The sequence below is a fragment of the Bifidobacterium sp. LH_389 genome (assembly GCF_056357235.1).
In genome coordinates this window covers 23,807-49,531 of the sequence record NZ_JBKEVR010000005.1, presented here as the reverse complement: position 1 = coordinate 49,531, position 25,725 = coordinate 23,807, and the positions used below count along the sequence as shown (strand labels likewise).

The window sequence follows — 25,725 nt, the reverse complement described above, 5'->3', positions numbered from 1 at the left end:
CATGGTGCTGAATTAGTAAAAGTACCAACGATGTAATTTTGGCATAACTGAATAAACAAAACAAAAATAGAGACTTGTTGCGCAAATTCAATTCGAATCGCGTTTGACAAAACTTCCGACGTTGTAATACACTAATTTCAACAGTTCCACAGCGATCTGCATACAACGTAGGGAGTCGCAATCGGCGTGCATCGAAGCGTGCCAAGCCAACCCGACAAGTCGGCATTGATGCCGAGAAGGAGAGAACCATGAAATCCACCAAGCTCACCGGGGCTGTAGCCTTCCTCGCAGCGTCCACCATGCTGCTCGGCGCCTGCGGCTCGAGCAACGCCGCTAACGGAGGCGGTAACGAGACCATTCCGGCCTTCGACCCGAACGCCAAGACCACCATCACCTTCGGCGCCTGGGCCGTTTCGCAGTCCCCGGAGTTCGGTTACCTCAAGGACGGCTTCATGAAGAAGTACCCGAACGTGACCGTGGAGATCAAGGAATACTCGAACGACAACTACGAGAAGCAGCTCACCGCCGATCTCGCCGCCGGCAAGCCCACCGACGTGATTCCGCTGAAGTCGATGAACAGCTACTACACCTTCGCCGTCGAGTCCAAGGGCCTCGCAGACCTGACGGACATCGCCAAGTCCTTCGACTCCAAGAACCTCGATTCCTCCACCCATGAGCTGGATGGCAAATACTACGGCATCCCGTACCGCCGTGACTTCTGGGTCATGTACTACAACAAGGACATCTTCGAGAAGACCGGCATCGCCGCCCCGGACGGCACCTGGACGTGGGACGACTACGTCGAGACCGCCGAGAAGATGAAGGACGCCCTCAAGAAGGCCGGCTACGGCGACGACGTCTACCCCACCTTCACGTGGAACAAGAAGTCCTTCGTGCAGGATTTCGCCAACAACCAGTCCCAGAAGGACCCGAAGGCGTCCATGCTCTCCGGCGACTACAACTACTTCAAGCCCTACTACGAGCGAGCCCTCAAGCTTCAGGACGAGAAGCTCGCCCTCGACTTCAACACGCTGACCTCCACCAAGGCCACCTATCAGGGTCTGTTCGGCTCCCAGAAGATCGCCTTCTTCCCGGTGGGCAACTGGTACACCTCTGCGCTGGTGAGCGCCCAGAAGAAGGGTGACTCCGAGAAGTTCGACTGGGGCATCGCCCCGGTTCCGCAGAACCCGGACAAGTCCACCAACACTCAGACCGACAAGCCGGTCACCGTGGCAGGTGCCATGGGTCTGGCTGTCTCCAAGTACGCTACGGGCCAGAAGGGCGCAGCCGCCCGTGAGTTCGTCAAGTGGGCTGCCGGCGAGGAAGGCGCCCTCGAGCTCGCCAAGAACGGCGTGAGCCCCGCCTACTTGTCCGACAAGGTGACTGAAGCCTATCTGGCCGCCGATGGCATGCCGACCGACGAACTGAGCAAGAAGACCATCACCGACTTTGACACCAAGGTTTCCGCTCCGGTCGTCACTGGCAAGGAAATCTCCAAGATCACCACCCTGCTCAACGACGCCCACTCGGCGATCATGACTGAGACCACGCCGATCGATCAGGCGCTGGCCGATGCCGGCCAGAAGGCCAAGGACGCCGGGGTCGTCAAGTAAGAGGACACCTGTCCGCATGGTATCGAAGGCCGGTGGATTGTCGGTCCACCGGCCTTCGCATCGCGCGAAATCAACCATCACATTCATCGGAAAGGAGTTGCGCCATGTCCCACAGCGCAACAAGCGGCACGGCAAACGTGGCGGGCAGCAAGGCCAACGGCGGGGCCACGCGCGTCGGCTCGGACAATTCGAAGGAGCTGAGCAAGGCCTTCCGTACGGTGCACCGGCGCAACATCCGCAACGGCCTGACCTTCATCGCTCCGAACTTCATCGGCTTCGCGGTGCTCATCCTCGCCCCCGTGCTGAGCATGTTCTACATCGCGTTCTCCGAGTGGAGCGCATTCGGCGACCCGACGTTCAACGGACTCGTCAACTGGAAGAGGCTCGTCAAAGACGATCTGTTCTGGGATTCGTTCTGGCAGACCCTGTACTACGCCGTCGTGCACATCCCGCTGACTCTCGCCATCGCGTTCGGCTTGGCTGTGCTGCTCAACACCAAGCTCAAGGGTCGTGCGTTCTTCCGCACCGCGGCCTACTTCCCATACATCACCTCGATCGTCGCCGCCGCACAGGTGTGGAACATGATGTTCGACCCGAACTCCGGCCCGATCAACCAGTTCATCCGCGTGTTCACCGGCGGCGCCGCCCCCGGGTGGTTGTCCACCACCGAGTGGGCCATGCCCGCCGTGATCGTCGTAGGCACCTGGCGTGAGGTCGGCTACTTCATGATCCTGCTGCTCGCAGGCCTGCAGACCATCCCCACCGAGCTGTACGAAGCCGCCCGCGTGGACGGCGCCAACGGCTGGCAGCAGTTCTGGAAGATCACCGTCCCCATGATGCGCCCCACCCTGTTCTTCGTGCTCGTGACCATGACCATCGGTTCGTTCCGCGTGCTTGATCTTACCCTCGTCATGACCGACGGCGGCCCCGGCACATCCACCATGGTGATCGCCCAGTACGCCTACCGCGTGGCGTTCCAGGAGCAGGAGTTCGGCTACTCGAGCACCGTGTCCCTGGTGCTGTTCGCGATGTGCATGGTCGTGACCATCATCCAGTTCGTCTACAACAACGCAAAGGAGAAGTGAGATGAGCGCAGCGGTTCCCTACACTCCGGCCGGCACGATCCACTCGGCAAACATTCCGTTCAACAAGCGTCGGGTCTCGCCCCTGCGCATCGTGGGTACGGTGATCGGTTACGCCATCATGATCGCCGTCGCCGCGTTCACGCTCCTGCCGTTCGCATGGATGGTCCTGTCGTCGGTCAAGAACAACAACGAGATCTTCACCGTGCCCATCAAGTGGTTCCCCGAGGTGTGGCACTGGGAGAACTATGCAACCATTTGGACCAAGGCCAATCTGTTGGTATGGACCAAGAACACGGTGATCATCGCCGTGGCGGTGACCCTTCTGCAGGTGTTCACCGGTTCGTTCGCAGCCTATGGCTTCTCCAAGATCAAGTTCGCCGGACGCGACATCCTGTTCCTGTGTTACATCGCCACGATCGCCGTGCCGTGGCAGGCGTACATGATCCCGCAGTTCAAGATGCTCTCCAGCTGGGGACTGTCCGACTCGCTGCCGTCGATCATCCTCATGCAGTCGTTCTCCGCGTTCGGTGTGTTCATGATGAAGCAGTTCTACGACACCATCCCCGAGTCGCTGTCTGAGGCGGCGCGCATCGACGGCCTGTCCGAGTTCGGCATCTATGCGCGCATCGTGCTGCCGCTGTCCGGTCCGTCAATTGCCGCGCTGGGCATCATCACGTTCACCAACGCTTGGAACGAATACATGCAGCCGTTGCTGTACCTGCGTTCCCCGGAGCTGTGGACCATCCAGATCGGCCTGAAGTCCTTCGTCGGCGAGTACTCCTCGGCGTACGACCTCATCATGACCGGCTCGGTGCTCTCCGTCCTGCCCATCCTCGTGGTGTTCCTCTTCGGGCAGAAGTACTTCATCGAGGGCATCGCCACCTCCGGCATGAAGGGCTGACACGGCCTCGCCGGCCGACTTTACGGGCTCAACGTCGCGAAAATCGGAATTCCAAGTGCCAATCTATCGCCACAGCGATCATTTGGCGCTGAGAATCCGGACTTTCGCGACGTTGAGCCCGTTTTTTCCTGTATTGATGCGTATTTCCTGCGTTTTCACTGCCCGGATGCCCGCATCCGCCAGCGACCGTGCTATAGTTTCACGTAGTTACACCCGTCGGCATGCAGAACCTCGACCCGCGGGCGCGACACGCCGTTGTGTCACTGGCCTTCCTCTGCTATACTCGCAGTTTGGCGTGTCTTCTGACATGTCAAAACAGTAATCAGCCAACGAACGGAAACTGAGGCTCATGGCAAAAGACGGTGTGATTGAAGTCGAAGGTCGGGTAGTGGAGGCACTGCCGAACGCGATGTTCCGCGTCGAACTTGAGAACAAGCACATCGTGCTCGCCACCATCTCCGGCAAGATGCGGAAGAACTACATCCGCATCCTCCCGCAGGATCGCGTGGTGCTTGAGATGAGCCCCTACGATCTGAACCGCGGTCGCATTACGTACCGTTACAAGTAAAGGTACACAAGCAAAAGGAAAACCATGAAGGTCAGCCCTAGCGTGAAGAGGATCTGCGAGAACTGCCGCGTGATCCGCCGTCACGGCCGCGTCATGGTGATCTGCACCAACCCCCGCCACAAGCAGCGTCAGGGCTGAGAGCAGATCCAGCGGCAACACCATCAGGCGCTGAGTCACAGCGAAAGCTGAACCCCGGGGATGCAGGCCCGGGCCGGGAGACCGGACGACTCGGTGCACGACCTGCAGAGAAACAGAAGGAATCGCAATGGCACGTCTTGCCGGAGTCGACATCCCCAATGAGAAGCGCATCGAGATCGCCCTCACCTATATTTTCGGTGTTGGTCGTACCCGCGCGAAGGAGACCCTCGCCGCGACCGGTGTGAACCCGGATACGCGCGTCAAGGATCTCACCGATGAGCAGCTGATCACGCTGCGTGACTATCTGGAAGCGAACTACAAGATCGAAGGCGATCTGCGTCGTGAAATCGACGCCGACATCCGCCGCAAGATCCAGATCAACTGCTACCAGGGTCAGCGTCATCGTCGCGGTCTGCCTGTCCGCGGTCAGCGCACCAAGACCAACGCGCGCACCCGCAAGGGCCCGAAGCGCACCGTCGCCGGAAAGAAGAAGGCCACCAAGTAAGGTCGGCCGGTCCGGGCCACGGGGCGCAACAGCAAGGTCCCATCGTCCGGACACCAACACATCGTATTAGGAAACGAGGGTTTCAATGGCAGCTCCCAAGCAAGCCGCACGCAAGCCCCGTCGCCGCGATCGCAAGTCGATCCCGGTCGGGCAGGCGCACATCAAGTCCACTTTCAACAACACCATCATCTCCATCTCGGATCCGTCCGGCGCGGTTGTGTCCTGGGCGTCCGGTGGCGACGTCGGTTTCAAGGGCTCCCGCAAGTCCACCCCTTACGCCGCTGGCATGGCCGCCGAGTCCGCCGCGCGCAAGGCGATGGAGCACGGCCTCAAGAAGGTCGACGTCTTCGTGAAGGGCCCGGGCTCCGGTCGCGAAACCGCGATCCGTTCCCTGCAGTCCGCCGGTCTTGAGGTCGGTTCCATCACCGACGTCACCCCGCAAGCCCACAACGGCGTTCGTCCCCCGAAGCGTCGTCGCGTCTGAGCACTGACAGAATCCCCATCGTCCACCCGCTTCGCCGTCGGTAAGGTGCACAGCCGACGGAAGCTGAAAGGATAACCAAAGTGCTGATTGCACAGCGTCCGACACTCACTGAGGAAGTAGTCAACTCTCAGCGTTCCCGTTTCACGATCGAGCCTCTCGAGCCCGGTTTCGGCTACACGCTTGGCAACTCGCTGCGCCGTACCCTCCTGAGCTCCATCCCGGGAGCTGCGGTGACGTCGGTCCGCATCTCCGGTGCCCTGCATGAGTTCACCACTCTGCCGGGCGTCGTCGAGGACGTGACCGAGATCCTGCTCAACATCAAGGGGATCGTGCTCACTAGCGAGTACGACGAGCCGGTCGCCATGTATCTGCGCAAGAACGGCAAGGGCGAGGCCACCGCCGGGGACATCACCCCGCCGGCCGGCATCACCATCGCCAACCCCGATCTTCACATCGCCACCCTTGACGAGGACGGCGAGCTGGAGATCGAGTTCACCGTCGAGCGCGGCCGTGGTTATGTCCCGGCCCAGCTGAACAAGCAGGACAACGGCGAGATCGGTCGAATCCCGGTGGATTCGATCTATTCTCCGGTGCTCAAGGTGAGCTACAAGGTCGAGGCCACGCGCGTTGAGCAGCGTACCGACTTTGACAAGCTCATTCTGGACGTGGAAACCAAGCCCGCCATCTCCCCGCGCGACGCCGTGGCGTCCGCCGGTTCCACTCTGGTGGAGCTCTTCGGTCTGTGCCGCGAGCTCAACACTCAGGCGGAAGGCGTGGAGGTCGGCCCGGCCCCGGTGGTCGAAGAGACCAGCCCGGAGATGGCCGTCCCGATCGAGGATCTCAACCTCACGCAGCGCAGCTACAACTGCCTCAAGCGCGAGGGCATCCACACCATCGGCGAACTGGTTTCCCACACCGAGCAGGATCTGCTCGACATCCGCAATTTCGGTATGAAGTCGATCGACGAGGTCAAGGAGAAGCTGCAGTCCCTCGGTCTGTCGCTCAAGAGCTCGCCGCTCGGATTCGATACCACCAACCTCGAAGGCGGCACCTTCTTCTCGCCGGAAGACGAGTGAGTCCCAGCCGTTTTTGACCAATTCCATGCGGGCGGACGTTCGGGCGTCTGCCCACCTGCCCGCATGGCCCCAAAGGAGATAACATGCCTACACCCAAGAAGGGCCCGCGTCTGGCATCCAGCCCCGCCCACGAGCGCCTGATGCTCGCGAACATGGCCACCAGCCTGTTCCAGCACGGCCGCATCACCACCACGCTGCCGAAGGCCAAGCGCCTCCGTCCGCTGGCCGAGCGCCTGATCACCTTCGCCAAGCGCGGTGATCTGCACTCCCGCCGTCGCGTGATGCGCGTCATCCGCAACAAGTCCGTGGTGCACTCCCTGTTCACCGAGATCGCCGAGCAGATGGAGCAGCGCGAAGGCGGCTACACCCGCATCGTGAAGATCGCCTCCCGTCAGGGCGACAACGCCCCCGCCGCGATCATCGAGCTCGTCACCGAGCCGGTGAGCCCGAAGCAGGCCGTCGTGAAGGAAGCCGAGGCCGCCACCAAGGTTGCCGCTCCGGCCGAGACTCCGGCTGAGGCCGCTCCGGTCGCCGAGGCCCCTGCCGCCGAAGCCACCGAGGCTCCCGCTGCTGAGGCTCCCGCCGAGAAGGCTGAGTGAGCGTAGCGCCCGTCTGACGGCGTGACGTACGTTCTGGGCCGGGAATCCGTTCCGTTGCAAGGATCGGGTTCCCGGCCTTTTTGCATACGTGACCGAGTTGGATGGAATTGTCTATGCGGTTTCACCTCGTACCAGCCGGCAGGGTATCGTGATTCTGCGCGGGGATAGCGGGCCGTCGGCGGGCTTGCGTCGGATTCGCTCGATCAGGAGCTCAACGGCTCGTTCGGCCAGTTCGCCGTAACCAACCTCAAGCGTGGACAGCTGCGGCACGGAGTATCGGGCGTTCTGCCCCATGCCGTCATGTCCGAAAACGGCCTTGTCGTCGGGCACGCGGATGCCTGCTTCGTGCAGTCCGCGAATGAATCCTGTTGCCACCAGATCATTCATGCAGTAGAACACGTCGTATCGGGCCAGCAACTCCGGTTGCGCCACAAGATTCTGGGCCGTCTGAAAGCCACCTTCAGCCCTCCAGTCGCAGGGGAAGCAGTCGGACTCATCGCCCAAGCCGGAGCTGACCAGACTGCGCAGCACTTCCTCGACTCCCGTGTCACGTCCGGTCCAGTTGTGGTCGATGGGGGAACTCGACGGCTGATGCGCACCGATGACGGCGGCGTGCTGGTATCCCCGACCGGTGAGATATCCGAAGGCGACGTCGGTATTGCCGCGATCGGTGATCACGCTGTCGAACAGCGGAGGCTCATCTTTGTAGTTGAGCAGAACAGTGGGCAACTCGCCGATGATGTCCTTGAGATCGGACGCATTCGAGCTGTTGAGGTTGATGATCATGCCGTCGCACGGCAGCGTCGTCATGCGGCGCAGAGAATCCTTCGCAGACAGCGCTTCGTATGAGGATTCCTGCACAATGACGCGGAGTTCACGCCCCTGTGCCGCTCGGGAGACCGCGGCAGCGATCTGGGCGAAATACGGATGCAGGAGATCCGGCACAAGCAAGGCGATGATGTTGCTGTTCCCGCGCTTGAGGAATCGGGCTGCGGCGTTGCGCGTGTAGCCGATCGCCGTCGCAGCGGCAAGCACCTTCTGCGCAGTGGACGGTCGGACGCTGTCCTCGCCGCGTAGCGCGGCCGCTGCGGTTCCCACGGACACGCCCGCTTCGCGCGCCACATCTTTTATCGTTGTCATTGCCGCTTCCGTTGTCGCTTGCTGTTGGATCGGTACACGTCGATACGTGGTAGACAGACCCCGTCGGGGCGCTGCCGATCGCGGTCCAGTCTAGCGTGTGCGGGCGTCTTCCGCAGGGCGCCGATCAGACTTGAAAAAACCTGACAGGTTTGTAACGTAACAGTTGAAGTTGCATAAAAAATCTCTTGGTGTTATGCTCAAAGTGATCATCGAAGACCGAAGCCGATCGATGATGATCACGATAAGAAATCCTTGATTCTTTGCTTAATGCCAAGTGAGCAAAGAATTTCGGATAGCACGGGGCAATGGAAGGCTCGATGTGTGTAGTGCAGTCTGCTGCTGCATTGCTGTTCCTAAAATTGCAACGTTACAATTCAAGACTGCGTCGGGCATACGCCCGATGCTCGGTCGAAGGAGAACATATGAGAAGACCACACTCTCAAACATTCCCAGGCAAGGAAGCCAAACGACTGGCAGCCTCCGTGGCGGCCATAGCCACGCTCGCCTCCATGGCGGTCACCACAGGTGCCGTTGCTGCGGGCGCTGCCTATGCCGCTGACGGTCCAACGCTGGAACAGCCGTACGATAGCATCCGCCCCGGTGAGGTGTGGCGCGACACGGACGGCAACCTTATCGAGGCTCATGGCGGTGCCGGAGATGCTTTCGAGGAATCCGAGATTGGTTATGATGTGACGGGGGACGGCGATCAAAATGATCGGGTTTACCTGTTGTATGGCGAGAACAAGACGCATGCCACGCGGCCCGTCGATGGCGTCAACGGGTATTGGTCCACGGACATGAAGAACTGGCACAACATGGGTACTGTGCTACCTACTCATAATGTGCTGCCCAACAAGGTCATCACCATAGGCGATCCCGGTACGCAGGAATCGTATACTGACGTAGATCAGCGCGTCTACTACAAGGATCATCAAATTGATCCTGATGGCGTGCGCATCGACTACGGTACCAAAGATCACAAGGACAAGACACAAACATTTGCGGTGCTCAGCGAGGAGAACTATTCCGAGTTCAAACGTCTGGCCGCTCTGAGCGAGCAGGAAGCGGCTGCCGAGAACAAGAGCGAGCAGGCGGCATCTGCCAAGGCTGTGGCGGCGGCATATGTTACTGGTACCGGCGAAGATGGCAAGCCCACGTATGATGAAGCTCTGCTGCGCAATGCTTTCGTGGATTTGTACGGCATGTATAACATTGTCGAACGTCCGAAGATGATCTACAACAAGAAGACCAAGCAGTTCGTCATTATTTTCCATAGTGATTCGGCTGCCAACGCCCATGCAGGACGTAACGCATGGATCCAGGGGTGTGCTGCGACTGCCACCCCGACCGACTGCACTCAGTACTACAAAGATGGCAATACCGACACGGGGTCGCGTTATTCTCGCGCCGAAATCGGTTATGCAGTGTCCGACAGTCCGTTCGGACCGTTCAAGCTCGTGAATACCGAGCGCATGAACTACAAGAAGGAGCTCAGTCCGAAACGTCTTGGCGAATCCCGTGATTTCACGGTGTTCATTGACCGTGGCGTCGACAACAACCATGATGGCGTGGACGACGCGTATGCCGTCTATTCCTCGGAAATGAATGCGCAGATGTACGTCTCCCTGCTCAACGACACATATACTGCGCCCGCCAAGCCAGGAGATACCGCCGAAGTTGGCAAGGATTTCAGCTATCGCGTGCTTCCGGATGGCAAGCGTGAAGCTTCTTCGGTGGTGCATATCGGAGACTGGTATTACATGCTTACATCCGGTACCGCCGGATGGTCTGCATCAGGAGTCATCGCTTACCGTTCCAAGTCGATGATCACCGCTGAGGGTACCCAGTGGGAGAAGATCGCCAATCCGTTGCAGGGCCCCGGAACGGATGTGGATCACGGAAATGGTTTCAATTCGCAGCCCACATACATCTTCACGGTTGATGCGTCCAAGAATGAATACATCTACATGGGCGATCGCTGGAAGACCGAAAACGGATCCGCGGGGCGCAACTCTCGTTTGGTCTGGCTGCCCATTCAGGTGACCGATGACGGTCAGATGCGCATCGAATTCTATGACAAGTGGGATCCGCAGAATCCGAACGTATACAAGGCCACCACCACGTTGACTGATCTTAACTACACGGTTCCGATCGATCAGACCAGTGACTTCGCGGCCAACACGCTTACCCGGGATGTGAATGTCTCTCTGGACGGTAAGGAGTACAGGGACGTACCCGTTACATGGGATGCCAAGACCCTCAACGAGGCTTTAGCATCACTGGGTACTTCCACTGTTTTCGGCGTTCTGCACGCCGATGGCAATAACGAGCCGGTCAATGAGCGCAAGGTGTATGCCACCGTAACGGTCGTCTCGGCTACCACGCAGCCCAATACATTGGGTGTGGCTCTGGGCAGCGGTCTCGATACCTTGAAAGTCGGAGTGACCGATTCCCTGAAATTGCGTATGACTACGCCTGCCGGCAAGAACATTGACGTGAGCGGTGCTTCTTTCTCTTCCGATGACGATTCCTTAGCTACCATCAAGAAGGGGAAGATCACCGGCGTTAAAGAGTCCAAAGAGGGTGTGACCGTTACCGCGACAGTGCCCAATTGGGACCCGAATGGGGTTGCGCGCGAGCTCGATTTGTCGAAGAACGTGATCATGCCTTCCGAGGCTGAGAAGCTGCTGTCCATCGATACCATGAAGGCCAATCCGTTCGTGGACAAGAAGGGCAATCCGCTGCCTTCTTCCAAGGAAGAAAACGGTGGCAGCGGCGGCGTGTTTCTCAAAGATGGCGTAATTACCATCGACGGTGGGGGTGCATTCCTTCCTGCGGAAGGCGGCGATGAATGGACTGATTACACCGTGGAGATCGAAGCTGAGTCTGGTGCGAGCTTCCAACTTGGATTGCGTAACTCCGGCAAGAGCGACAAGACCACCGCGGTATGGGGACTGAGCAACTCCACTCTGAGTCGCACCGATGGTGATGAAAAACTTGCCAATGTTGACATTGATGGATTGACCAGCACCATCAAGGGCACTTCAAACACGTTCCTTATTTCGGTGCGAGGCCGAGTAGTCACCACCTATGTCAATGGCCATTTCATCGACCGCGCACTCCTGTCGAAGTCTGCGACGAGCGGCAAGATTTCCTTCGGATCTAACTGGTGGAGCGTGTCTACGCTGACCAAGCTCAACGTATATGCCGCCAATCCGTCTCTTACTGCCAGTGCCGTATTCCCCGTAGTATCTGCCGATACGGTTCGCGCTACGGAGCTCAAGCTGCAGGATCCCATGAAAGAAGTCGTTTACGAGCAGGGACAGCCGCTGGATTTTGATGGTATGAAGTTGCTTGCCAAGATCGAACCCAGCAGTGAATATACCGATGTAACTGCTGAGATTGCTGCTAATCCTAGCAAGTACGTGACTGGGTACGATGCCAATACGCTAGGTACTCAGATTGTGACCATCACCTACGGTGGCCAGTCTGTCACGCAGGCCGTGACCGTAATAGCCAAGCCCGTGCCGGATACGGTCAAGCCGACCATTGAAGGAGCGACTGACATAACGGTGAAACTCGGTGCTTCGTTCGATCCGTTGGAGGGTGTGACCGCTACGGATGACGTGGACGGTGACGTGTCCGGTTTGATCAAGGTTGCCGGTGCGGTGGATACGTCGAAGGCCGGTTCGTATGAGCTGACCTACACCGTGTCCGACAAGGCCGGCAACACAGCGACCGCGAAGCGTACGGTCACGGTCAAGGATGAGTCGGTGACGCCGCCTGCGCCGGACAAGACCGCTCCGGTGTTTGCCGGTGTGGCTGACGTGACGGTGGAGTTCGGTGCTTCGTTCGATCCGTTGGAGGGCGTGACCGCTACGGATGACGTGGACGGTGACGTGTCCGGTTCGATCAAGGTTGCCGGTGCGGTGGATACGTCGAAGGCCGGTTCGTATGAGCTGACCTACACCGTGTCCGACAAGGCCGGCAACACGGCGACCGCGAATCGTACGGTCACGGTGAAGGACAAGGCCGCGGATGGCAAGCCTGGCGAGGATGGCAAGCCTGGTCAGGATGGCAAGCCTGGTCAGGATGGCAAGCCTGGCGAGGATGGCAAGCCTGGTCAGGATGGCAAGCCTGGCGAGGATGGCAAGCCTGGCGAGAACGGTGAGGACGGTCAGCCCGGCCAGAATGGTCAGGATGCCGGCCAGTCCAATCAGCCCAACCAGAACAACCAGTCCGGTCAGAACGGTGGCAAGGTGCAGCAATCCGGCAGCACCAAGAACGGCGGCCTGGCTTCCACGGGCGCTGCGGTGAGTGGCGTGGCTGCGCTGGCTGTGGCGCTGCTTGCCGGCGGTGTCGCGCTGGTTCGTCGTGCCCGCCGCGACTGAGACCGGTGACGGCATCCGTACAGGCTCGTAGAAAGGAGATCATCTAGGGCTATCTCAACTCATCTGTTTCACTGATGATTGTGTTTCCCGGCGCGTCGTATGAATCATCATGCGACGCGCCGTTTTCTGTGTCATCGTGCGGGCACGCAAACATCCGATATGGATGTACACCGTGTGCATCCGTCGTCGCCATCGGTGCGGATGCCGTTGCGTTGTGGCCGGCATCACGCGCGCGGTATGCGACAATGAGGGGCGTGATACGACTGCGGATTGACTTGGCATACGACGGCGGCGAATTCTACGGCTGGGCGAAGCAGCCGACCCTGAGGACCGTGCAGGGGGAGATCGAATCGGCGCTGGCGAGAATCCTGCGCACGACGGCATCGGCGGACGACGGGCTACAGCCGCGGCTTGTGGTGGCCGGGCGCACGGACACGGGCGTGCACGCGGCGCATCAGGTGTGCCATCTGGACGTGGAGGAGGAGTCGCTGGCCGGCGTGGTCAGGCATATGGACGTGCCGGCCGAAACGGCGTTGCAGCGTCGGCTCGACCGCATGCTGCCGAACGACATCGTGATCCACCGCGTCACCCGCGCGCCGGAAGGGTTCGACGCCCGTTTCTCCGCGCTGGAACGAACGTATGTGTACCGCGTGTGTGACGCTGACGATCCGGCCACCGCGCCCATGGACCCGCGGCTGCGCGGTTTCGTGCTGCGCGTGGACGGCGGTCCGCTCGACGTGGACGCCATGAATCAGGCCCTTGCCGCGACGATCGGCCTGCACGACTTCGGCTCGTTCGCCATCCCCAACCCGGGCGGCACCACCATTCGCGAGGTGAAGTACGCGCATTGGGCTCGCGTGCCCGTCCGGCCGCTGGCCATGCCGGCTGAGACCGCCGTGGGCGTTCCCGCGTACGCGACGCCGACCGCGGAATCCGGGCTGCTGGCACTCACTATCGTGGCCGACGCCTTTGCACGCAACATGGTCCGCTCGCTTGTGGGCGCGTCGATCAAGGTGGGGCTCGGCAAGCGGAGCGTCGACTGGTTCCATGGGAAGGTCGTCGAACCGAAGCGCGAGGGGGAGACCGGGCCGATCGCGCCGCAGGGCCTCACGCTCGAGCACGTGGCCTACCCGCCGGACGATCAGCTGGCCGCCCGCGCTGAAGCCATCCGCGCCAAGCGCACACTGTAGCCGCAGCCCTGCACTTTCGCATGATCGGTCCAACCTGCGCGCCCCGAAACGCAGCTTGGACCGATTGCGCGAAAAAACGGCCCCAAAACGGCCGGAAAATCGCATGATCGGTCCAAGCTGCAAAATACGGGCCACAGGTTGGACCGATCATGCGCTTAGCACAGCCGTAACATAACCGGGCATCCCCGGTAACGCCGGCCGCCTAGCGTAGCCATCAGTGAGCAGGCGGGCCGCAGCTCGAATGCGGCCTCGCACGGTCGCAAGCCGCCATCGAACCGGTGGCACGCCGACCGGGAACGGCACGGGCAAGGAGCGCGAGATGGTCGATACGAGTGCACGGAAATTGGCCGCGGAACTGGTCAACCGCAGGGAGGCCATCAACCGTGAGCTGAGCCGCAACGGCGTGCGGTTCGGCATCTACAAGAACGGCACATACCACGATCAGCTGTTCCCCTACGATCCGGTGCCGCGCGTGATCGAATCCAACGAATTCGACGAGCTCGAACGCGGCCTCAAGCAGCGCGTCGATGCCCTCAACGCGTACCTGAGGGACGTCTACTCGGACAAGCGCATCATTCACGACGGCATCATTCCCGAAGAGTACGTGTACACGTCCGCCGGCTACTTCCCGCAGGTCAACGGCGTGACCCCGCCGGCCGGCATCTTCGCGCACATTGCCGGCGAGGATCTGGTGCAGGGCGAGGACGGCCAGTGGTGGGTGCTCGAGGACAACCTGCGCATTCCGTCCGGTGCGAGCTACCCGCTGTTCGTGAGAGACATCGAACGACGCACCTGCCCCACGCTGTTCCGCGACGTGCGCATCCGCGACAATCGCGCCTACCCCACGTTGCTGCGCAAATCGATGGATTTCGTGTCCACCGAGGGCATTGCTGTGGTGCTCACGCCGGGCCGCTACAACTCCGCGTTCTTCGAGCACGCGTATCTGGCGGAGAAGACCGGTGCCGTGCTCGCCTTCCCCGAGGACCTTGAGGTGGAAGGCAACAAGCTGTGGTTCGTGGACTACGCGGGCGCCAAGCACCGGGTGGGCGTGGTGTACCGCCGTCTGTCGGACGAATATCTGGACCCGTTCGCCTTCAACCCGGATTCGGTGATCGGCGTACCGGGGTTGCTGTCCGTGTACCGGGCCGGCAACGTGGCGATCATGAACGCGCCGGGCAACGGCGCCGCGGACGACAAGGCGATCTACTACTTCGTACCCGCCATGATCCAGTACTACCTGCATGAGGACCCGATTCTCAAGAACGCGCCCACGTACATGCCGATGTTCGAGTCCGACCGCAAGGAGGTGCTGAACCGGCTGGGCGAACTGGTCATCAAGGACGTGGCGGAGGCCGGCGGCTACGGCGTGGTGTTCGGCTCGTCGCTCGATGCGGCGCGCCGCGAGGAACTGGCGGACCGGATCAAGGCCGAGCCGCGGCGGTTCATCGCCCAGGAGGTCATCCAGTTCAAGGATCTTTCGGTGATCGACCCGGCCACGGGCGAGGCGGTGCCGCGCAAGGCCGATCTGCGCGCCTTCGTGGTGACCGGCAAGAGCACGCACGTCTGGTATTCGGGCCTGACGCGCTACTCGTCCATCCCCGGGCAGATGATCGTGAACTCGTCGCAGGGCGGCGGCTTCAAGGACACGTGGATCATGGCCCCGGACGAGCATTCGGGCGTGCAGGAGGACGCCGACCAGTCGCGCGAACGCGAGAAGATCGCCATCGCCGCGGAATCCGCCCGCCACGCGCTGGCGCTCGTCACCTCCTCCAAGACGGACACGCTGTACTGGCTGGGCCGCTACACCGAGCGCGTGTTCACCACGATCAAGCGCTTCTTCCCGTTCTACGACCAGGTGATGGACACGGATGTGGATGCATTTCGTCCGTTCGCCCGTGCGCTCGACCTGCCGGAGGACTTTGCCGACTTCGACGCGTTCATCCAGAACTTCCTCTACGACGAATCCAACCCGGACTCCGTGCACGCCGCCATCAAGGCCGCTTTCAACAATGCGGTGATCCTGCGCCCCGAACTCGGCTCCGATCTGCTGCAATACGTGGAGCTCGCGCTCACGAACATCGTGGATGCCTCGCGCAGCGCCGGCAGCAGCAGCGAGGGCCTGTACAAACAGCGTGACATCACCGACGATCTGCTTGCCTTCTGGGGCGGCATCGAGAACTCCACGGTGGATCAGACGCTCAAGTCGTTCATCTTCATCGGCAAATACGTGGAGCGCATCGACCTGTACACCCGCTTCGGCCTGCCCAAGGAGCAGCTGCTGCCGCCGCTGAGGAAGCTCGCATCCTACGCCATGACGTTGGACGGCATGCCCCTGCCGCAGTGCTTCGCGGACGGAGTGCGCTGGCTCATCGACCAGATGCCGGTGCGCGGATACGCCGATCTGGCCAGCACGCTCAGGGCCTTCCTCGACGGGTTCGGCGACCGCATCAGCGCCAGCCGGCTCAGGGACATCGGCATGATCAACGCGATGAACATGGACGCCACGAAGCTGTAGGGCCGGTCGCTGCGCCCGCGTACGGCCCTGCGGCGTGCGGCTCCGCGCAAAGGCCGTACAATGGAGGCGACGGACTGATACCGTGACGGAACCGGGCCGTCGGCGTTGCTGTACCATGTCGTTACGAACTTCGAGGCGAGGGGCTGAAACCGTTGAAAAAACTGGTGTTCGACTATCGGATGAAACTGTCGTTCAGCGCGCCCGTCACCGACCACCGCTTCCAGCTGCGCTGCATCCCCGCCACCGGCCCGCGCCAGCAGGTGGTGGACGTGGAGGTGTCCATCGACCCGGACGTGAAGCTGGAGACCACCATCGACTCGTTCGACTCCGTGGTCAAGACCGGCTACATCCCCGAGGCGCACGACCATTTCAACTACTCGGTCACAGGCATCGCCTTCGTGGACAACGAGCACATCAAGCCGGAAATCTACAAGCCGCTCTACCGGTTCGACTCCGCGCTCACCGTACCGGGCCCGACCGTCACCGCCCTGACCGAGCGGTGCAAGGACCGTCTGCGCCACGAGTCCAATACCGGCTCGCCGGTCGCCGTGGCCCGCGTGATCATGGACGAGGTCTACAAGGCGTTCACTTACACGCCGCTGTCCACCACCATCCGCACCACCGCCGAGCAAGCGCTCGCGCAAGGCAAGGGGGTGTGCCAGGACTACGCGCACGTCATGCTCGCCGTCTGCCGCCACATGGGGCTCACCGCGCGCTACATCGCCGGACTGCTGGGCGGCGAGGGCGCCACGCACGCGTGGGTGGAGGTGTATCACAAGGACCGTTGGATCGGTCTCGACCCCACGCACAACCGCATGGTGGACGACAACTACATCACCATCGCCCACGGACGCGACTACCGCGACTGCATGCTCGACATAGGCATCTTCTCCGGCGTGAGCGTCAAGCAGACCCAGTGGGTCAACGCCTCCGTGCACGAACAGCGTATCTGAAAGGATTGTTTCATGACCACCATCGCCATCATCGGAGCCCTTGACGAGGAAGTCGCGCTCATTGCCGGCGCGCTGGACAACGCCGAGCATGACCGTGCCGCCAGCCTCGATGTTTCCCGTGGAACACTGACCACGAACGGCGGTGAAACCGTGAACGTGGCGGCTACCGTGGGCGGCATGGGACTGGTCAACGCCGCGGCCACCACGCAACGGCTCATCGACGCCTACGCGCCGGACGCCGTGATCTTCTCTGGCATTGCCGGCAACCTCAACCGAGAACTACACGTCAACGACGTAGTGCTCGGCGGCACGCTGCGCTACCTCGACACCGACATGCGCCTGGTGGGGCAGTGGACGCCTGGTACGGAGAGCGCTCCGGTGGAGGAATTCCATTCCGACGACCGGCTGCTCGCGCTCGCCGACGCGGCTCTGACCGATGCCGGCATTCACCACATCACCGGCATCATCGCGTCCGGTAACTACTTCGTGGACACGCCGGCAAAGGTGAACGAAGTGGTGCTGGCCACCGGCGCCGACGCAGTGGAGATGGAAGGCGCCGCCGTGGCCCACGTGGCCGCCCGCAACGGTGTGCCCGCGCTGGTGATCCGTGCCCTGTCCGACAATGCGGACACCGACTACGAGGTGTTCAAGGAGTTCGACATCTCCGAATACGCGAACACCGCCGCGCGGCTGGTGGTGGACATCCTGCGCCGCATGTGAGCGCGGGCGTTGACGGGAACGGAACATACAGGTGACGAAGACGGATGATGAGGCCCATGAGGGCGCCGGTGCACGGGCCGACGGGCATACGGGTTCCGCGCACGGGGGACAGACTCGTGAACGGAACCAGGGCGAGCGGACGCCGAGCGGCGGGCGGCGACGGACGCTGCGTGACGCGGCGGCCGAGGCCCACGTGTCCATCGCCACCGTGTCGAATTACCTGAGCGGCTACCCGTACATGCGCGAGACCACCAAGAAGCGCGTGCAGCAGGCCATCGACGACCTTGGCTACGTAGTCAACAGCGCTGCGCGCACGCTCAAGACCGGGCGCACCGGGCTGCTCACCCTGTCCGTATCCGACCTTCGGCAGGCGTACTTCGCGGAGCTGTCCGAGCGGATCATCGCCGCCGCACGGTACCGCGGCTACGGCGTGCTCATCGAATCAACGGGGCTTGACCGTTCGCGCGAGCTTGCCAGTCCCACCAACGTGCGCAATCATGCCACGGACGGGCTGATCGTCAGTCCCGCCATGCTCACCGATCGGGACACGGAGGTTTTCGCCGGCGACTACCCGCTCGTCATGCTCGGCGTGCAGCCGTTCACGCCCGACTGCCCGCATTTCGTGGTCAACAACGTGCAGGCCGCCTACGATGCCACGACGCATCTCATCGCAGCCGGGTGTCGGCGCATCGCGATCATCGGCGGCGAGTTGGAGGGCAGACCGTCCTCCCGGACCACGCGAGCCGAGGGATACCGGCGGGCCATCGAAGACCACGGCATGGCGTTCGACCCGCGGCTCGTGCGCGCGGTACAGGATTGGAACGGTCTGGCCGGGGCGCATGCGGTGACCGCGCTGCTGGACGACGGGCTTCGCCCGGACGGCATTGTGGCCTGCAACGATCATCTGGCGTTCGGCGCCATGAGGCAGGTCAAGGACTTGGGCATGAACATCCCCGAGGACGTGCGCGTGGTGGGCTTCGACAACATCGACGAGGCGCGCTTCTCCATCCCCTCACTCACCACCGTGGACCAGAGCGCCGATGCCGTGGCCATCAAGGCCGTCGATTCGATCATCGCGCAGATCGAGGCCGGGCATCGGGCGCCGGCCGGACTGGAGTATGTCCCGCATCGGCTGGTCTACCGGGCTTCCTCGCCCGAGGCGTAGGGCGAGCTCTCTTTCGAGCAAACTTTCGGGGGTATTTCTGTCCCAACCGTTGAAATTCCGCCGATCTGCCGGGAAATACCCCGGAAAGTTTGTCAACAGCAGCAGGCCAACCCGCTCGCCCGGTCTGCCCTCCTGACCGGCCCGTCCACCCGCCCGGCCAACGTCTGGGTAAACGCCGTCTTACGGCTGAATGATTTCTCCATAAAGACCGGTCGCCGCTCCACGCGAAGGCGGGACAATCGAGTCGGAACGACGAGAGGGGGAGTATGCCCGCTGCCGTCGCAAACCATGGGAAACCAAAACCATCAACGGTTGGAGAGATATGAGGAACACAGCCATGCCTGCCAAGGCCCTGCGGGGAGCGATCGCCGCACTGGCCGCCGCGGCCACGCTGGTGTCCGGAGCGATCGTCGCGCAGGTGCAGCCCGCGTACGCCGCCGAGTCCGGCAACCAGCAGAGCTTCATCCAGTATGACGTCGCCGCCGCCCCGTCCGGGGATCCGAACAAGGCGCTGACCGCCATGCTGAACGACTTCAACACCTATTGGACGCCCGGCAAGGGTGTCACGGACGCCGGCGTCAGCGTGCTCAAGCACGACGACGACCTGACCGAGCAGATCAACAACAAGGCCGCCAAGGACACCGCGGACAAGACCAACGATCAGCAGGCGCGCGCCTACTCCGACGCCCAGATGAACATCACCGACACATTGGCCGACGGTCTGGGCGCCACGCTCGGCGGCTACTTCAAGGCGGACATGAACGCCGGCAAGCTGCCGAAGACCGAGGCGTACCTCAAGGCCATGGCCGGCTCCATCGGCACCGGCGACGCGAAGAACACGTACGCGCACCCGCGCCCGTACATCGATCGCGCGAACTATGACGGCGAGAAGCTGGACCTCAAGGGCCTCAAGACCACGCTGAACATCAGCAAGGTGCCCGCCTACGAATCCGATCCGTACGGCTACGACGCGCTGGCAAACTCCGGCTCGTTCCCGTCCGGCCACACCACCTTCGCGTTCGCGCTGGGTACCGCGCTCGCCACCGCGCTGCCCGAGCTGGGCCCGCAGATCATGACCCGCGTGTCCGAGGCCGGCAACAACCGCATCGTGCTCGGCGTGCACTACCCGCTGGACATCATGGGCGGGCACATCGCCGGTGCATACGGCGTGGCCAACGCGCTGGCCGACTCAGCCACCGCTCAGCAGGCCAAGGATGCTCGCGAGGAGCTCCAGTCCGTGCTCGGCGCCGACTGCCAGGCCAACGGTCTGACCAGCGACGTGAACCTGCACTCCTGCATCAACAAGACCAACGCCAACGGTCAGTCCAGCAAGAAGGACTACGGCGGCTACACCAACGCCTTCACCGACGACGTGGTCAAGGATCCGGTCGTGGACGAGGACTCCACGCTGGCCGCCTACGAGGCCCGCATGACCTACGGCTTCCCGCAGACCGGTGACGCCACCAAGCGCCCGGTGGTGCCGGAAGGCGCCGAGCGTCTGCTCGCCAACGTCGAGTACTTCAACACCGACGACGCCAGCGATCCGGACGACGCCAAGCTCAAGTTCACCACCGACGAACTGCGTCAGGTGATCGCCGCCAGCGAGATCGAATCCGGCTACCCGCTGGACGCGAACAGCAACGGCTGGGGTCGCGTCAACCTGGCGAAGATCTACACCGCGCGCGTCACCTTCGACGGCACGGATCCGTCCACCCGCAAGATCACCAGCATCTCCTTCGGCCACCATCGCAACGAGGTGAAGATCGAGCAGAAGGCCGAGGTTCCCACCCAGCCCAAGGCGGATGATCTGTCCAACCTGCTCAAGGCGTACAACAACTACTTCGACTTCTACAAGGGCGGCGTGACCGACGGCGATAAGTCCGGCGTGCTCAAGCACGACGACGACACCACCGAGGCCATCAACAACAAGGCCGCCGCGGACGACGCCCAGAAGGCCCGCGCGGTCTCCGACGCCGCCATGAACTCCACCGACACGCTGTACGACGCGCTCGGCCCCGTGCTCGGCCAGTACTTCAAGGAAGGCATCGCCACCTGCACGTCCGACGACAACTACGGCGACAAGGACTGCAAGCTGGCCAACGTGTCGTTCTTCCTCAGCTGGGCCGACTACTCGGTGAGCACCGGCACCGCCAAGAAGTACTTCCAGCACCCGCGTCCGTACGTCGACCGCATCAACTACCGCGGTCAGACCCTGAACCTCGGCGATCTCAAGCAGACGCTGGACATCAAGAAGGTCAAGGCGTACGAGGATCAGGGCCAGTACGACGGCCTCGCCTCCTCCGGCTCGTTCCCGTCCGGCCACACCACGTTCGCGTTTACGCAGGGCACCGGCTTGGCGTACCTGCTGCCCGAGCTCGGCCCGGAGATCATGACCCGTGTGTCCGAGGCCGGCAACAACCGCATCGTGCTCGGCGTCCACTACCCACTGGACATCCTCGGCGGGCACATCGCCGGCCAGTGGGGCGTGGCCTCCATGGTCGCCAACCCGGCCACGGACCCGAACGATCAGAACAACTACCAGGCCATTTACGGCCAGTACGCGCGTCAGGAGCTCGTAGACTACCTGACGGCTCGCTGCAAGGCCGACGGTCACGGCTCAACGCTGGCCGAGTGCATCGCCAACACCGGTGCGAACGCTGCCAACGGTTACCAGAACGCCTTTACCGACGCGGTGGCCACCGAGCCGGTCACCGACCGCAAGTCCGCCATCGACGTGTACGGCGAACGCATGACCTACGGCTTTGCCCAGGTGGGCGAGACCGGGCAGGCTGCGCAGGTGCCGGATGCCGCCGTGGCGCTGCTGGACAACGTTGAGGCCTTCAAGGACCTCACCGTCGACCAGAAGAAGGCCGTGCTCGCCGCCACTGAGGGCGATTCCGGCTATCCGCTCGACGCCTCCTCCGAAGGCTGGTCGCGCCTGAACCTCGCCAAGGCGTACAGCGCCAAGGTGACCCTGAGCCAGGACGGCAAGACCGTCGTCAAGGTGGAGCCGGGCCAGCCCGTGGCCTCCGTGGTACGCGAGTCCGCTCCGCAGCCCACGCCGGATACTGTTGCGCCGGTGTTTGCCGGTGTTGACGACGTGACGGTGGACTTCGGTGCTGCGTTTGATCCGTTGGCCGGTGTTTCGGCTAAGGATGACGTGGATGGTGACGTGACTGCTGCGATCAAGGTGTCCGGTGCCGTGGATACCTCGAAGGCCGGCAAGTACGAGCTGACCTATACGGTGTCTGACAAGGCCGGCAACACGGCGACTGCGAAGCGTACGGTGACGGTCAAGGCTGAGCCGGTGACGCCGCAGCCCGTGGATAAGACCGCGCTGACTGCGGCGATTACGGATGCTGGGGCGCTGAAGCAGGCGGATTACACGGCTGAGTCGTGGGCCGTGTTTGCCACGGCGTTGGCTGATGCGAAGGCGGTTGCCGCGGATGCGGATGCCACTCAGGATCAGGTGGACGCTGCTTTGAAGGCGCTGTCCGCCGCGCGTGAGGCGCTGGTGAAGGCTGAGCCGGTGACGCCGCAGCCCACGGATAAGACCGCTCCGGTGTTCTCTGGTGTGGCCGATGTGACGGTGGACTTCGGTGCCGCGTTTGATCCGTTGGCCGGGGTTTCGGCTACGGATGACGTGGACGGTGACGTGACGGCTGCGATCAAGGTGACGGGCTCCGTGGATACCGCGAAGGCCGGTCCCTACGAGCTGGTCTACACGGTGTCTGACAAGGCCGGCAACGTGGCGACTGCGAAGCGTACGGTGACGGTCAAGGCTAAGCCGGTGACGCCGCCGCAGCCCGGTCAGCCCGGTCAGCCGGGTCAGCCCGGTCAGCCGGGTCAGGATGGCAAGCCGGGTGAGCCTGGTCAGAATGGTCAGGACGGTCAGGACGGTAAGCCGGGTGCCGACGGTCAGGACGGCAAGCCGGGTCAGGACGGTGCTGCTGTCGACGACGGTCAGGACGACGGTCAGAAGGCCGATCAGAAGTCGGATGCCGGCAAGACCGTTGACTCCGGCAAGAAGCAGGCTGCCGCGACGCCGCAGACCGGTGTGGCCGTGGCGGGTGTGGCTGCGTTGGCGCTGATCGCCGCTGCGTGCGGTGCGGTGCTGACGCTGACCCGTCGTCGTCGCGACTGAGCCTGCCCCTAGGGGCGGTCCTGTAGGGCTCGCCCTTTTTCCCGGGCGGGTCGGATGGAACGCGTGTCCGTCCGACCCGCCCTTTATCTATGTCCGGACGGGCGGTGGGACGGTTCCGTCTCGTTCCTTCCGGCAAACTTTCCGGGGTGTTTCTCGGTTGGTCGGCGGAATGCCAACATTTTGGCCATAAATACCCTCGAAAGTTTGCCGGATGAGGTGGCCGGACTGGCCATGTAGCTGGTCGGTCAATTGCCTGTCGGGCGGGCCGGTCCGGTCGACAGGCCAAGCCCTGTCCAGGTCGATCCGGCCCAATCCGGCCCTACGAGATGGTGGCGACGGAGCCGCGGTCCACGAGCGTCGGGTCCACGAAGATATGGCGCGTGGCGGCTTCCGGATCGGCTATGCGCTGCATGAGCGTGCGCACGCACAGGTCGCCCAGTTCCTTGGTGTTGGAACGCAGCACGGTCAGCGGGCGGGAGCTCGGCGTGGCATAGCCATCGATGGAGATGAGCGAAATGTCGTCCGGCACGCGCTTGCCCCGTCGCTCCAGAACCTGTGCGATGGCGATGGCAAGATAGTCCGAATGCACGAGCATGGCGGTAACGTGCGTGCCGAGGATGCGGTCCACGATGCCGTCCACGCCGGACGTGTCGTACGGCTGAATGCCGTCCAGAATGAACGGGCAGTCGATGCGGTCGGAACCATTGAGAACATGCTTCCAGCCGTTTTCGATGACCGCGGAGGTGGGGGTGTCGGAGAAGGCGGCGCCGATGCGCGTGTGGCCGTGCTGCAGGAAGTGCACGGCGGCCTTGCGCACGCCGTAATGATGGTTGGTGCGTACCGAATCTACGTAGCAGGTGCCGAATACGGGCTGGTCTCGCTCAGCCACCACCACGGGTACGGGGGAGTGCGCGAACCACTGCCACGTTTGCTCGCCCACGTCGGGTCGGCCTGACGGGGATGCGATGATGCCACATAGGGACGGTTCGGTGGCGAGCCAATCGAGGATTTCCGTCTCGTTGATCTTGTCGTACGAGCTTTCGCGCGAGACGATGCGTGCGCCGAGTTCATTGGCGGTCTCGCGGATGGATTCGATGACGTTGGGCCAGAAGAAGCTGGGCTCGGGCAGCATGACGCCGATGACGGGCTTGCCGGCGTTCGATTCGTCGATGCCGGTGGGCAATGGCATGTCGCTGATGCCGTCCGGCGTGGGAATGGGAGCCGTGAACGATGGGGTGAGCGAGCCGGTTCGCGTGGTGGTGCCGGACAGGGACATGGCCCCGCCACGCACGCGCTTGAGCAGGCCTGCGTTGGCAAGAATGGTCAGATCGCGACGGACCGTGATCTCCGTGGTGTTGAGCAGCGTGGCGAGTTCCGTGACGGTCACGACGCTTTGCCGCGTGAGCAGGCTCAGGATCATGTCCTGACGCTCGGCGGGCAGCAAATCACGCCCATGATGATCGTTAGTGTTCTCAGCCATTGTTCGCTTCCTCGCGTGTGGACCAACCGCGGTCCGTAGATGTTCATTTTCAATCAATAATAGCGTAATCCCGTGAGAAATGATCACAAATGAGCCAAAGGTCGTGTCGAAATACTGAAAACCGGATGATTATTGGTGAATGAACATGATCAAAAATGATTGTATGGTCGGGTTGGGTTGGGTTGGGTTGGGGGTAGGGGGCTGGTCCCGGCTCGGGCCCGGCAAACCATCCGGGGGATTTTCCGGCCGAGGGGGCGGAATGCCGACGGTCGGGAGGGAAATACCCTCGATAGTTTGCCGGATGGACGGCGCCCCGCCCGATACTAAAAGATGCCGACCCTCCCGCTAAGGAGGATCGGCACCCTATGTTGTTTCTGCCGGACCGCTCAGGCGTTCTTGGAGGCGATGATCGGTTCGACGATCGCGCGGGAGTCCTTGCAGGCCTGCGCAACGGCGGCCCAGTCGCCAACCTTCTGCGCGGCGGACGGCACCGGGAAGGAGCCACCGATGGCGAACACGTTCTTGAGGCTGATGTAATCGGCCGCGTTCTTCAGGCTCACGCCGCCGGTGGGCAGGAACTTCATCTCCGCGAACGGGCCGTTGAGGGCCTTGAGGGTCTTCACGCCGCCGTAGGCCTCGGCCGGGAAGAACTTCACGTAGCGCATGCCGCGCTGGTAGGCCTTGTCCACGTCGGACGGGACGGCGGTGCCGGGCAGGATCGGGACGTTGTTCTCCAGCGCCCAGTCCACAATCTCCTCGGTGAAGGCCGGGGTGACCAGACCTTTGGCGCCGGCATCGACGGAGGCCTTGGCCTGATCGAGCGTGTGCACGGTGCCGGCCACGAGCGTGACGCCCGGGACCTCGGCGGCGATCTTCTTCATGCCTTCGATGCAGAAGGGGGAGCGGAAGGTGACCTCGGCCACCGGCACGCCGCCCTCCTCGAGGGCCTGCGCCAGCGGAACGGCTTCGTCGAGGGAATGCAGCGTCACCAGCGGGACGACGCCCAGCTGCTCAAGGTAGGGGAGAAGCTCTTCGCTCTTCGTAACTGCCATTTGGTT

At 62.4% G+C, this 25,725-nt stretch carries 19 protein-coding genes; 16 read left to right on the top strand and 3 right to left on the bottom strand.

Annotated features, from left to right (window positions below; translation table 11 throughout):
* Positions 1–248: 248 nt before the first annotated feature.
* The 9 genes from AC1AZA_RS06750 (at position 249) to rplQ (ending at position 6,969) form a co-directional block, all read left to right on the top strand.
* Positions 249–1,613 carry an ABC transporter substrate-binding protein gene (locus AC1AZA_RS06750; RefSeq protein ID WP_476513903.1) on the top strand — a complete coding sequence of 455 codons (1,365 nt, stop codon included), beginning with the start codon at positions 249–251 and terminating at the stop codon, positions 1,611–1,613.
* Positions 1,614–1,717: 104 nt separating this feature from the next.
* Positions 1,718–2,698: a carbohydrate ABC transporter permease gene (locus AC1AZA_RS06745; RefSeq protein ID WP_476513902.1), complete on the top strand. Its 981-nt coding sequence runs from the start codon at positions 1,718–1,720 to the stop codon at positions 2,696–2,698.
* Between the two features lies 1 nt (position 2,699).
* Positions 2,700–3,599, top strand: coding sequence for a carbohydrate ABC transporter permease (locus tag AC1AZA_RS06740; protein WP_476513901.1), 900 nt, complete (start codon positions 2,700–2,702; stop codon positions 3,597–3,599).
* Positions 3,600–3,948: 349 nt separating this feature from the next.
* Complete coding sequence (gene infA / locus AC1AZA_RS06735; protein ID WP_004268611.1) at positions 3,949–4,167, top strand: translation initiation factor IF-1; 219 nt, start codon at positions 3,949–3,951, stop codon at positions 4,165–4,167.
* 24 nt (positions 4,168–4,191) lie between these two features.
* Positions 4,192–4,305: a 50S ribosomal protein L36 gene (rpmJ, locus tag AC1AZA_RS06730; protein ID WP_003814578.1), complete on the top strand. Its 114-nt coding sequence runs from the start codon at positions 4,192–4,194 to the stop codon at positions 4,303–4,305.
* Positions 4,306–4,432: 127 nt separating this feature from the next.
* Positions 4,433–4,810, top strand: coding sequence for a 30S ribosomal protein S13 (gene rpsM / locus AC1AZA_RS06725; RefSeq protein ID WP_150353344.1), 378 nt, complete (start codon positions 4,433–4,435; stop codon positions 4,808–4,810).
* An 85-nt stretch (positions 4,811–4,895) separates the two neighbouring features.
* Positions 4,896–5,294, top strand: a complete 399-nt coding sequence (gene rpsK, locus AC1AZA_RS06720) for a 30S ribosomal protein S11 (protein ID WP_476513900.1) — start codon at positions 4,896–4,898, stop codon at positions 5,292–5,294.
* A gap of 80 nt (positions 5,295–5,374) precedes the next feature.
* Positions 5,375–6,370, top strand: a complete 996-nt coding sequence (locus AC1AZA_RS06715; protein WP_476513899.1) for a DNA-directed RNA polymerase subunit alpha — start codon at positions 5,375–5,377, stop codon at positions 6,368–6,370.
* An 83-nt stretch (positions 6,371–6,453) separates the two neighbouring features.
* Positions 6,454–6,969: a 50S ribosomal protein L17 gene (gene rplQ, locus AC1AZA_RS06710; RefSeq protein WP_476513898.1), complete on the top strand. Its 516-nt coding sequence runs from the start codon at positions 6,454–6,456 to the stop codon at positions 6,967–6,969.
* Between the two features lie 111 nt (positions 6,970–7,080).
* On the opposite strand, the gene AC1AZA_RS06705 is transcribed toward rplQ, so the two are convergent.
* The gene (locus AC1AZA_RS06705; RefSeq protein ID WP_476513897.1) at positions 7,081–8,109 is read right to left on the bottom strand and encodes a LacI family DNA-binding transcriptional regulator; all 1,029 of its coding nucleotides are present in this window, start codon (positions 8,107–8,109) and stop codon (positions 7,081–7,083) included.
* Positions 8,110–8,531: 422 nt separating this feature from the next.
* Here AC1AZA_RS06705 and AC1AZA_RS06700 point away from each other — a divergent pair, with 422 nt between their 5' ends.
* From AC1AZA_RS06700 to AC1AZA_RS06670, 7 genes are all read left to right on the top strand, one after another.
* Positions 8,532–12,500: an immunoglobulin-like domain-containing protein gene (locus AC1AZA_RS06700; RefSeq protein WP_476513896.1), complete on the top strand. Its 3,969-nt coding sequence runs from the start codon at positions 8,532–8,534 to the stop codon at positions 12,498–12,500.
* A 254-nt stretch (positions 12,501–12,754) separates the two neighbouring features.
* Complete coding sequence (locus AC1AZA_RS06695; protein ID WP_476513895.1) at positions 12,755–13,690, top strand: tRNA pseudouridine synthase A; 936 nt, start codon at positions 12,755–12,757, stop codon at positions 13,688–13,690.
* A 319-nt stretch (positions 13,691–14,009) separates the two neighbouring features.
* Positions 14,010–16,205 (top strand): circularly permuted type 2 ATP-grasp protein, encoded by a 2,196-nt coding sequence (locus AC1AZA_RS06690; protein ID WP_476513894.1) that lies wholly within the window; start codon positions 14,010–14,012, stop codon positions 16,203–16,205.
* 152 nt (positions 16,206–16,357) lie between these two features.
* The gene (locus AC1AZA_RS06685) at positions 16,358–17,158 is read left to right on the top strand and encodes a transglutaminase family protein (RefSeq protein WP_476513893.1); all 801 of its coding nucleotides are present in this window, start codon (positions 16,358–16,360) and stop codon (positions 17,156–17,158) included.
* A gap of 12 nt (positions 17,159–17,170) precedes the next feature.
* Positions 17,171–17,878, top strand: coding sequence for a 5'-methylthioadenosine/S-adenosylhomocysteine nucleosidase (mtnN, locus tag AC1AZA_RS06680; protein WP_476513892.1), 708 nt, complete (start codon positions 17,171–17,173; stop codon positions 17,876–17,878).
* Positions 17,879–17,909: 31 nt separating this feature from the next.
* A complete protein-coding gene (locus tag AC1AZA_RS06675; protein WP_476513891.1) occupies positions 17,910–19,043 on the top strand; it encodes a LacI family DNA-binding transcriptional regulator in 1,134 nt (377 codons plus the stop codon).
* 337 nt (positions 19,044–19,380) lie between these two features.
* Positions 19,381–23,187: an immunoglobulin-like domain-containing protein gene (locus AC1AZA_RS06670; RefSeq protein ID WP_476513890.1), complete on the top strand. Its 3,807-nt coding sequence runs from the start codon at positions 19,381–19,383 to the stop codon at positions 23,185–23,187.
* Positions 23,188–23,506: 319 nt separating this feature from the next.
* Here AC1AZA_RS06670 and AC1AZA_RS06665 read toward each other — a convergent pair whose 3' ends face one another.
* Together AC1AZA_RS06665 and eda are read right to left on the bottom strand one after the other, a co-directional pair.
* Positions 23,507–24,667, bottom strand: coding sequence for a LacI family DNA-binding transcriptional regulator (locus AC1AZA_RS06665; RefSeq protein ID WP_476513889.1), 1,161 nt, complete (start codon positions 24,665–24,667; stop codon positions 23,507–23,509).
* Positions 24,668–25,053: 386 nt separating this feature from the next.
* Positions 25,054–25,719, bottom strand: a complete 666-nt coding sequence (gene eda, locus AC1AZA_RS06660) for a bifunctional 4-hydroxy-2-oxoglutarate aldolase/2-dehydro-3-deoxy-phosphogluconate aldolase (protein WP_476513888.1) — start codon at positions 25,717–25,719, stop codon at positions 25,054–25,056.
* Positions 25,720–25,725: the final 6 nt, after the last annotated feature.

What these genes read in the sequence shown, in the direction of transcription:
- rpsK (WP_476513900.1), top strand. Translation starts at nt 4,896, where the DNA reads ATGGCAGCTCCCAAGCAAGCCGCACGCAAGCCCCGTCGCCGCGATCGC.
- AC1AZA_RS06665 (WP_476513889.1), bottom strand. Translation starts at nt 24,667, where the DNA reads ATGGCTGAGAACACTAACGATCATCATGGGCGTGATTTGCTGCCCGCC.
- infA (WP_004268611.1), top strand. Translation starts at nt 3,949, where the DNA reads ATGGCAAAAGACGGTGTGATTGAAGTCGAAGGTCGGGTAGTGGAGGCA.
- mtnN (WP_476513892.1), top strand. Translation starts at nt 17,171, where the DNA reads ATGACCACCATCGCCATCATCGGAGCCCTTGACGAGGAAGTCGCGCTC.
- AC1AZA_RS06705 (WP_476513897.1), bottom strand. Translation starts at nt 8,109, where the DNA reads ATGACAACGATAAAAGATGTGGCGCGCGAAGCGGGCGTGTCCGTGGGA.
- AC1AZA_RS06750 (WP_476513903.1), top strand. Translation starts at nt 249, where the DNA reads ATGAAATCCACCAAGCTCACCGGGGCTGTAGCCTTCCTCGCAGCGTCC.
- AC1AZA_RS06700 (WP_476513896.1), top strand. Translation starts at nt 8,532, where the DNA reads ATGAGAAGACCACACTCTCAAACATTCCCAGGCAAGGAAGCCAAACGA.
- rpsM (WP_150353344.1), top strand. Translation starts at nt 4,433, where the DNA reads ATGGCACGTCTTGCCGGAGTCGACATCCCCAATGAGAAGCGCATCGAG.
- AC1AZA_RS06690 (WP_476513894.1), top strand. Translation starts at nt 14,010, where the DNA reads ATGGTCGATACGAGTGCACGGAAATTGGCCGCGGAACTGGTCAACCGC.
- eda (WP_476513888.1), bottom strand. Translation starts at nt 25,719, where the DNA reads ATGGCAGTTACGAAGAGCGAAGAGCTTCTCCCCTACCTTGAGCAGCTG.
- AC1AZA_RS06740 (WP_476513901.1), top strand. Translation starts at nt 2,700, where the DNA reads ATGAGCGCAGCGGTTCCCTACACTCCGGCCGGCACGATCCACTCGGCA.
- rplQ (WP_476513898.1), top strand. Translation starts at nt 6,454, where the DNA reads ATGCCTACACCCAAGAAGGGCCCGCGTCTGGCATCCAGCCCCGCCCAC.
- AC1AZA_RS06745 (WP_476513902.1), top strand. Translation starts at nt 1,718, where the DNA reads ATGTCCCACAGCGCAACAAGCGGCACGGCAAACGTGGCGGGCAGCAAG.
- AC1AZA_RS06670 (WP_476513890.1), top strand. Translation starts at nt 19,381, where the DNA reads ATGCCTGCCAAGGCCCTGCGGGGAGCGATCGCCGCACTGGCCGCCGCG.
- rpmJ (WP_003814578.1), top strand. Translation starts at nt 4,192, where the DNA reads ATGAAGGTCAGCCCTAGCGTGAAGAGGATCTGCGAGAACTGCCGCGTG.